The organism is Candidatus Krumholzibacteriia bacterium, from assembly GCA_035268685.1.
Lineage (GTDB): Bacteria > Krumholzibacteriota > Krumholzibacteriia > JAJRXK01 > JAJRXK01 > JAJRXK01.
In genome coordinates this window covers 25748-33401 of sequence record DATFKK010000010.1, presented here as the reverse complement: position 1 = coordinate 33401, position 7654 = coordinate 25748, and the positions used below count along the sequence as shown (strand labels likewise).

Sequence of the window (7654 nt, the reverse complement as noted above, 5' to 3'; positions counted from 1 at the left end):
CTCGAGCAGCTCGTCCGGGCGTGTCCCGATCTGCACCGTACGCCATGGTGTCCGGAAGGGCGCACGGGCCCGCACCTTGGTGCCGTCCGACCAGGGCACGAGGTCGCAGGCGAACACGGCGCCCGGTTCGGCCACCAGCGTCATCGAGGCGTAGTCCGTCAGCGCCGCCTCGTGCAGGGCGACGGTCAGGCCGCGGTCCGCCTCGAGGGTCAGCGGCGTGTGCACCGCGCGCACCGACGGCATGGCCGCCAGCGCGCTCGTGCGGTGACGCCGGTACAGGTGCTCGTAGCGATTGCCCGCGTACGCCGGAATCCACCAGGCGATGGGATCACCCGCGAAATCGAACTCGGTGAGCTCGTCCATGATCACGAAGTCACCGAGGGTGTCCTGCTCGGGCCATGTGAAGCGGAAGCCGACCCCGTCGTCGAACACGCGTGCGGTGAGAACGATCGTGCGCCCACCCTGGGTGAACTCCAGCTCCATCTCGCGGTAGGCGTCGGAGACCGCGCGGACCTCACCCCAGGGCAGCTCGTACTCCTCGGTGGCCTCACGCGTGGTCTGTTCGACGAGTTCGAAGTCGCGGTCCATGGACGGCGCGTCCTTCAGGACGAAGCCCAGGGCGGACCGTTCGATCACAGGACGCCCGTCGTGATCGACGTGGTGGAACAGGCGCCCCTGCTCGTCGAGCGTCACCCGGAACCCGATCCGCCCGTCGGGCGAACGGACCTCCCACAACTGGGCCTGGGCGTGGGCCGCGGTGGCCGCGAGAATGGCGAGAACGACGATCAGCGATCGAGGGCTCGTCGGGATCATGCCTGGGCCTCCCGGATTCGGCGTGCAGCAGGAACCGAGCGACGGTAGCAGAGCGCCCCGGCCCCGGCAACGAATCGCATCCGCGACGTCCGGGCGGCGCTGGTCTATGCTGTCGGGTCGGAACCCAGGCCGGAGGTCATGACCTTGAACATCCGCATGCCCGTGCTCGTCCTGCTCGTGACGGCGCTGACCGCGACCGCCGCCTACGCCACCGCGGTGACCTTCCGCTACCGGTCGCCGACCCCCGCGAACTCGGTCAACCTGGCCGGGAGCTTCAACCAGTGGGACACCGGGGCGACCCCCATGGAGAACGTGGACGGCGTCTGGGAGGTCACGGTCGACCTGCCGCCCGGTCGCCACCAGTACAAGTACGTGGTCGACGGCTCGGAATGGATCACCGACGAGTGGGCCCTCGAGTTCGCCGACGACGGTTTCGGTGGGCAGAACTCGGTCGTAGTCGTCGAGGACGAGCCCATGGTGGTGGGCTACGGCTCCCGCGAGGGAGGCCCGGGAGTGGTCGCGATCGACACCGGGCCGCAGGGCACGCCGGTGACCTTCCGCTTCGATCCGGCCGGCCCGGTCAACGCGGTGTCGCTCGCCGGTGAGTTCGACGACTGGGACGCCGCGACGCACGTGCTCGACGACGTCGACGGCAACGGGGTGTGGGAGATCACGATCGAGCTCACCCCGGGTACCTACGCCTACCAGTTCGTGGTCGACGGCGACACGTGGATCGACGCCGGCACGGGGCCGGGGACCGAGCCGGACGGTTTCGGGGGGCGGCGGGCGACGGTCGAGGTGGGTGAGGAGGCCGTGACCGTCGGGCCGTGAAGGCCGCGGTCGACCGCAGGAACCGAGTCTTACCTAGAACCGGCTCAACACCCGCAGCTCCAGCCCCTCGAAGTCCGGCACGAAGTAGCAGGTCCCCGACGTGCAGGCCACGCCGCCGCGGCGTTCGCCGTAGAAGGCCAGCACGTCGTGGTTCTGGTCAACGCGCCACGACAGCGTGCCTCCGACGAAGTCCCGCGCCCTGCTCTCGTCCTCGGCCAGCGAAGGATCGTCGAGGAACAGAGGATCGTCGGTGCGTTCCCAGAGGAGCCCCACCGTACCCAGCGAGGCCCGCGACACCGATGCCACCACCGCGATGTCGTCGCTGCGGACCACTTCCCCCACCCCGCGCCGCTCGCGGACCTGGTGGCCCACGTCGAGCTCCACGGCCAGGTCGTGGGGCAGGCGACGGGACGAGGCCAGCAACCCCACGGTCCGGATCTCCTCGAGTCCCTCGAACTCGTCGTGGCCATCGCTGAAGTACACCCGGACACGCACCGATCGGCTGGGATCACTCTCGAGCGCCACGAAGAACTGCTCGTACTCGCGCGGGTCGCGGTATTCCCCGAGGACCTCGAGACGTCCCTCCGACTGCGCGTACACCGCCTCGATCGACCCGCGACCGATCCAGTCGGGCAGCCGCTGGCCCAGGGTGATCTGGTGCCCCTTCTCGTCGAGGGGATCGAGAACGTGCGTGGTGCGGTTCAGGAGGCGGTGCGTGAACTCGGGCACCAGCGTGGGAGGGTCGTTCACGCCGAGCCGGAACTGGTGGTAGTCCTTGGTCTCGATCCCGAGCGCGCCGGTGTCCCAGCCGATCTGGGTGTTCGAGTACAGCGCGTGCGGCACCCCGGTGGCCGTGCGCAGACCGCCGTCGAAGGGCTGCCACGAACGCCCGGCGTACTCCACGACCGTGCGCAGGAAGAAGGGCAGGTCGTCGCCGCCGGGAACGAAGCGGAGCAGGTCGACGTCGACCTCGACGGCGCCGAACTCCTCGGCGCGCGAGGTGGCGAGTCCGGCCTCGAGACCGTCGGCGTGCAGCACCGAACCGCCCACGCGCAGGCCCTCGACCACCTCGAGCATCGCGCGGCCGCCGGTGACGCTCCCTGCGCGCCGCACCTGGTTCGGCTGTTCGGGGGCGACGTCGGGAGCGATCACCGGTGTTCCGTGCAGCAGTGTGAGCTCGAGCGGGCCGTACCACGCGTCGAGCGTCACGCCGTCGAGATCGCGGCTCTCGGCGTACGACACGATCGGGAATTGCGTCTGTCGGACCACGCCGGGCAGTTCGAAGGCCCGGAACAGCAGGCCGTGACCGAGGATCGCGTAACCGTTGCCCACGCGGAAGCGCGCGTGACGACTCGACCACTCGACGAAGCGCTGCGCCAGGCGATCGTACTCGTACTCGGCCACGGGGTTGCCGAACAGCTCCGGTGGCGGCGAGTCGGCGAAGCGCTCCACCCGCAGCCCAAGGCGAAGATCCCGTGTCGGATAGACGTCGAGCAGGAACTGGCCGAAGAAACGACGCCGGTCCTCGTCCTCGTTCGCGAAGTCGCGGCCGATCTGCAGTTCGAGCAGGTTGCTCATCTCCACGCGCAGTTCGTCGGCCCGGACCGGAACGGCCATGACCAGCACGATCAACGCGATCCACGCGGTCTTCAGCGCGATTCCTCCTCGAGTGGATCCAGGTCCAGCAGCTCGCGGAGGTCGGCCTCGACCTCGCGTTCGTCGCCCTCGCGGTAGCCCACGTGGTGGGTGACGATCGTTCCGTCGGACGCGATCAGGAAGGTCGTGGGCAGGCTCGTGACGCGGTAGCGACGCCCGACCTGCTTGTCGCCGTCGAGCAGCACGGGGAACTCGAAGCCCTGGCTGCGCAGGTAGGGAAGGATCTTCGGCTGACTGCGCGGGTCGTCCTGGCTCACGGTGATCAGGCGCACGCCGTGCTCGGCGTAGCGATCGGCCAACTCCACCCAGCGCGGCAGGGCGATCCTGCACGGCGCACACCACGTGGCCCAGAAGTCGAGGATGATCGGCCCCTCGGCGAGGGCGTCGTCGAGGGTCATGATGGAGCCCTCGACCGTCCGCAGGCGGAAGTCGTGGGCCTCGCCCAGTTCGGCGGCCGCAGCGGAGGGCGCCACGGTCAGCATCAGCGCGAGCACGAAGGCTCTCATCGGATCAACACTCCCTTGCGCACGTCGGTACCCGCGCCGGTGACCAGGCGGAAGTGGTACACGCCGCTCGGTACCGAGGCGCCGTCGTCGTCGGCGCCGTCCCACACGACCGAGAGCGCGGCCTCGTCGGTCACCATGCCGTCGAGCACCGTGCGGACGCGCCGGCCGCGGGCATCGTGCACGAACAACGACACGACGTCACCCCCACCCGGAATCTCGATCCGCAACTCCGTGCGTGGATTGAAGGGATTCGGCCACGGCCCGCGGAGCTGCACGGCCTCGCGAGCGGGCGGTGCCGACGTGGCGATCAGCTCGTCGAGCGCGGACTCGATCGCGGTCTGCACCTCGCTCGTGTTCCAGCCGCTCAGGTTGCGGTGGGTGACGCGCCCGTCGCCGCCGACCACGTAGACGTAGTCGTAACCCCCGGCGTAGTCGTTGGTCACGCCGCCTGCGTCGCGCAGCAGGGGGTAGGTGATCCCCGTGTTCGCGACGAAGCTCTCGGCCTGCGACTTGGTGCCGTTCCAGCAGTCCAGGGCGAGGAACTGCACGGGTTCGGCGGAGAAGGACTGGCTGAGGGCCTCCGTCCCGGGGCCAGCAGAAAGGCAGAAGCCTCAGCCCCAGCCGACGAAGAACAGCACGACGACGCTGTCGCCGTAGTCGCTCAGGCTGCGTTGGACACCGTCGGTGTCGAAGAGCGTGAAGTCGGGGGCCGAGTCGCCCACGGCGAGCTGAGCCGCGGCGGGCGGGGCGGCGAGGCCCGTCGCCAGGAGCAGAGCGAGCAGGACGGGACGGACCACGGTCGGAGCCTCCACCGGGGGGTCGGACGTTGTGCTACATTACGATATTGTCGATCGTGACACGAATCCCCCGTTCCCGGCCATGCCCACACGACTGTTCCTGCTCTGCGTGCTCCTGTTCGGCGCCTGCGACGGCGGCGGCACCGCCGACCCTGGCCCGTCCGGGCCCACGACGGACGACTCCGTCTGTCCCGAGAACTCCTGGCCACCCTGCGACGGACCGGCCGAGGATCGCGAGACGAGCGCCCTGCCCGGCTCCTTCGCGCCTCCGGTGCGCGGCGTCGACCAGTTCGGCGACGAGGTCAGCCTGCGGCAGTTCCGGGGCACGCCGGTCGTGCTGAACGTCGGCGCGACGTGGTGCGCTCCCTGCCGGGAGGACGCGGCCAACTTCGAAGAGGTCCGGGATTTCCTGAGCGCGTCGCTCGACGCGCCATTGTGGTTCGTCGAAGTGCTCGAGGACGCGCGCTCGCGGCCCCGGCAGGTGGACTGGGCGAACACCTACGGGATCGACGAGCCCGTGCTGGGCGGTGAAGGCGCGTGGAAGGCCAGCGTGGACCTGCTGATCGACACCTTTCCCACGAAGATCGTGCTCGACCACGAGCATCGGATCGTGGGGCGTGTCGAGGGGTCGGGGCAGTGGGAGCAGGTCCTGGTGTGGCTGCTCGAAGCCGAGCGCCGACGCACCGAGACCCGCTGACGGGGGCACCGGCCGCCACGCGGCGCGGAGGTCAGTCGTCCAGGCCCAGGTCGGCGGGATCGATCGGGGCGATCGAAGGATCTTCGCCGGCCTCGCCGTTGGCCTCGGATTCCTTCTTCTCGAGCTTCCGCTCGAGCTTCTTCTGCTTCTTCTCGCGCTTCAGTTTTTCCTTCTGGCGCTTCTCGAATCCGTAATTGCTTCTGCGGGCCATGCTCGTCCTCGAACGGGGAGTTCGCACCGGGACCCGGATCGGTCCGGCGCTTCGGTTCGCGGTGCGTCGCGCGTCAGACGGCGACCGGCGCGCGCAGGCCGTGGATCCGGTCCTGCAACTGTTCCAACTGGTCGAGGAAGCCCTCGACCCCGTCGCCGGCGATGTGCTGAGCCGTCTCGCGGTAGTGCTCGACGGCCTCCAGGAGATTCCGACGGGTCTGGGCGAAGGTGTCGGGGCAGATGCGCGTGAGACCTTCGCAGGCGCGGTCGATCTGCTGCTCGAGCTGTCCGACGTGCAGTCCCACTTCCTTGACGAACATGTGGGGCCGGTGGTCGGCGAGCGGCAGATGGATACGCCCGTGGATGTGGTCGACCATCTCCTTCAGGGTCGCGACCATGGAAAAGTACGGCGTGTTCGGCCCACAGCAAATCGCGGTGCTCACGGTGCCGCCCTTCTCGTCGAGCGGCTCGGCCCCGCCACCCAGGTTGCGGCACAGGCAGGCCTTCGCGGTGACGGCGTCACGGGCATCGGCCCGGGCCGCCGCGTCGAGGCCGGAGGCGTCGATCTCGTCGAGCTTGCGCTTCTGGAAGGCATGGCTGGCCGTGCAGAGACCCTTCTTCGCGTAGTCGGTGTTCGAGATCAGGTAGCCCTTGGTGCAGGTGTAGCCGGGGCGGCCGCCATCGACGTTCGACTGCCGTTCGATCTCGCTCGCCGAGCTGCGCAGGCTCCAGAAGGGCACGCCCAGCGGTGAGCTGCGGCTCAGTTCGACGTCGTCCTCTTCGGACACGATCAACCTGGCCACGTGCTCGGGATCGATGCTCACGACCTCCGGAACGAGCAGGAAGGGACTACCCCAGCCCGTGCCGTCGACACCGTACACCCGGTGCAGCATGTCGTTCTCTTCGGCCGTGCCGATGCCGCCCTGCACGGTGACACGAACCGGCGGCCTCTCGACGAACTCGGGCCGATCCGCCGCACGCAGTGCCCGGTTGGTGAGTTCGTGGAGCTGATCGGCCAAGGCCTCGCGGCCACGACGGAACTCTTCGAGGATCGGTCCGAGCACCCGCCCGCGGTCGCCGAAGGCATGTCCACCGCAGTTCAGGCCACTTTCGACGCGGAACTCCGAGACCCAGAGCCCGCGCTTCGCCAGGACCTTGCCCTGGATCGCCGCCGAGCGCAGGTCCTGCACCTTCAGCACGATCCCCTTGCGCAGCCGTCCGGCGGCGTCGGGGAAGAAGTCCTCGAATTCGGACAGGTAGGTGAAGAGCCGCAGATTGAGACCTGCCGACAGGACGACCGAGCCCGTGGCGCGGCTGAGCGCGAAACCCCGCAGTGCCGCCATGGCCTGCGATCCCGGCGTACCGCTGCCGATCCGGCCCGTCACGGGGTCGCGATCGATCTTGGTCATGATGTTCACGTCGATCGGGCCCGGCTCGACCTCCGCGCGCAGGGCCTCCTGCGCGGCGCGCTTGTCCGGTCCGTCGGCCATCCAGCGCATGCGCTCGTACAGGTCACGAAGCGGCGACGGGGGCAGCATCTCGAAGTAGCGCGTGATCTCGCTTCCCGCGTCGAAGGCGGCCTGGCGCAGCGATTCGACCTGATCGTGGACCGTGTCCTCGAGCAGATCGAGGTAGGCCGTGATCCGGCGCGCCCGCGAGTCCTCCTCGTGGCGCCCGATCGCGTGGAAGGCACGCCCGAGGCCCCGCGAGACCCGTTCGCGCGTCTGCTCGATCAGCATGTCGTCGACGATCGACACCACCGACCCGATCCCGTACTTCGCCACACGCAGCGGTGTGGCGATGGTGAATCCGGTCCCCATGACGGGAATGTGGAAGCGGTGGACCGGTCGGCGGAGCGAGAGACTCATGGACGTCTCGATCGTCGGGGAGGGAGCAGGAGCGGCCGTGAACGGAGAAACAGCAGCGTAGGGGAAGCCCCGGGCCACCGCATTCACGAAATCGGACGCTTTCGTGATCTGCCGGAACGGCCGCGAGAATCGTGCCAGGGGTGCGGCGCCCGGCGGCCTCCACGGCGTAGTCGTTGGACTTCCGCCACGGAAGCGGTTGGAGGGTACTGGTGTTGGGACGCGCGAGTCCCTCGAAAGTTCCCGGAAGGTGCAGTTCGCCGAATCCCGAACCGTTCC

At 69.0% G+C, this 7654-nt stretch carries 9 protein-coding genes; 2 read left to right on the top strand and 7 right to left on the bottom strand.

What is annotated here, in order from left to right:
* Positions 1 to 813 (bottom strand): glycoside hydrolase family 97 N-terminal domain-containing protein (locus VKA86_00945; protein ID HKK69752.1); only part of this gene is annotated, 813 nt, incomplete at its 3' end.
* A 138-nt stretch (positions 814 to 951) separates the two neighbouring features.
* On the opposite strand from VKA86_00945, the gene VKA86_00940 reads away from it, so the two are divergent.
* Positions 952 to 1644: a hypothetical protein gene (locus tag VKA86_00940; GenBank protein HKK69751.1), complete on the top strand. Its 693-nt coding sequence runs from the start codon at positions 952 to 954 to the stop codon at positions 1642 to 1644.
* A 33-nt stretch (positions 1645 to 1677) separates the two neighbouring features.
* On the opposite strand, the gene VKA86_00935 is transcribed toward VKA86_00940, so the two are convergent.
* From VKA86_00935 to VKA86_00920, 4 genes are all read right to left on the bottom strand, one after another.
* Positions 1678 to 3276 (bottom strand): hypothetical protein, encoded by a 1599-nt coding sequence (locus VKA86_00935; protein HKK69750.1) that lies wholly within the window; start codon positions 3274 to 3276, stop codon positions 1678 to 1680.
* Between the two features lie 17 nt (positions 3277 to 3293).
* Positions 3294 to 3806 carry a TlpA disulfide reductase family protein gene (locus tag VKA86_00930; GenBank protein ID HKK69749.1) on the bottom strand — a complete coding sequence of 171 codons (513 nt, stop codon included), beginning with the start codon at positions 3804 to 3806 and terminating at the stop codon, positions 3294 to 3296.
* The gene (locus VKA86_00925) at positions 3803 to 4354 is read right to left on the bottom strand and encodes a FlgD immunoglobulin-like domain containing protein (GenBank protein ID HKK69748.1); all 552 of its coding nucleotides are present in this window, start codon (positions 4352 to 4354) and stop codon (positions 3803 to 3805) included. The genes VKA86_00930 and VKA86_00925 overlap by 4 nt, the downstream gene beginning before the upstream one ends.
* A gap of 63 nt (positions 4355 to 4417) precedes the next feature.
* Complete coding sequence (locus VKA86_00920) at positions 4418 to 4603, bottom strand: redoxin domain-containing protein (protein HKK69747.1); 186 nt, start codon at positions 4601 to 4603, stop codon at positions 4418 to 4420.
* An 82-nt stretch (positions 4604 to 4685) separates the two neighbouring features.
* Between VKA86_00920 and VKA86_00915 the strand changes: the two genes are divergently transcribed.
* Positions 4686 to 5300 (top strand): TlpA disulfide reductase family protein, encoded by a 615-nt coding sequence (locus VKA86_00915; GenBank protein HKK69746.1) that lies wholly within the window; start codon positions 4686 to 4688, stop codon positions 5298 to 5300.
* 31 nt (positions 5301 to 5331) lie between these two features.
* On the opposite strand, the gene VKA86_00910 is transcribed toward VKA86_00915, so the two are convergent.
* Positions 5332 to 5511, bottom strand: a complete 180-nt coding sequence (locus VKA86_00910; protein ID HKK69745.1) for a hypothetical protein — start codon at positions 5509 to 5511, stop codon at positions 5332 to 5334.
* Between the two features lie 73 nt (positions 5512 to 5584).
* Complete coding sequence (locus VKA86_00905; GenBank protein HKK69744.1) at positions 5585 to 7378, bottom strand: hypothetical protein; 1794 nt, start codon at positions 7376 to 7378, stop codon at positions 5585 to 5587.
* Positions 7379 to 7654 lie beyond the last annotated feature (276 nt).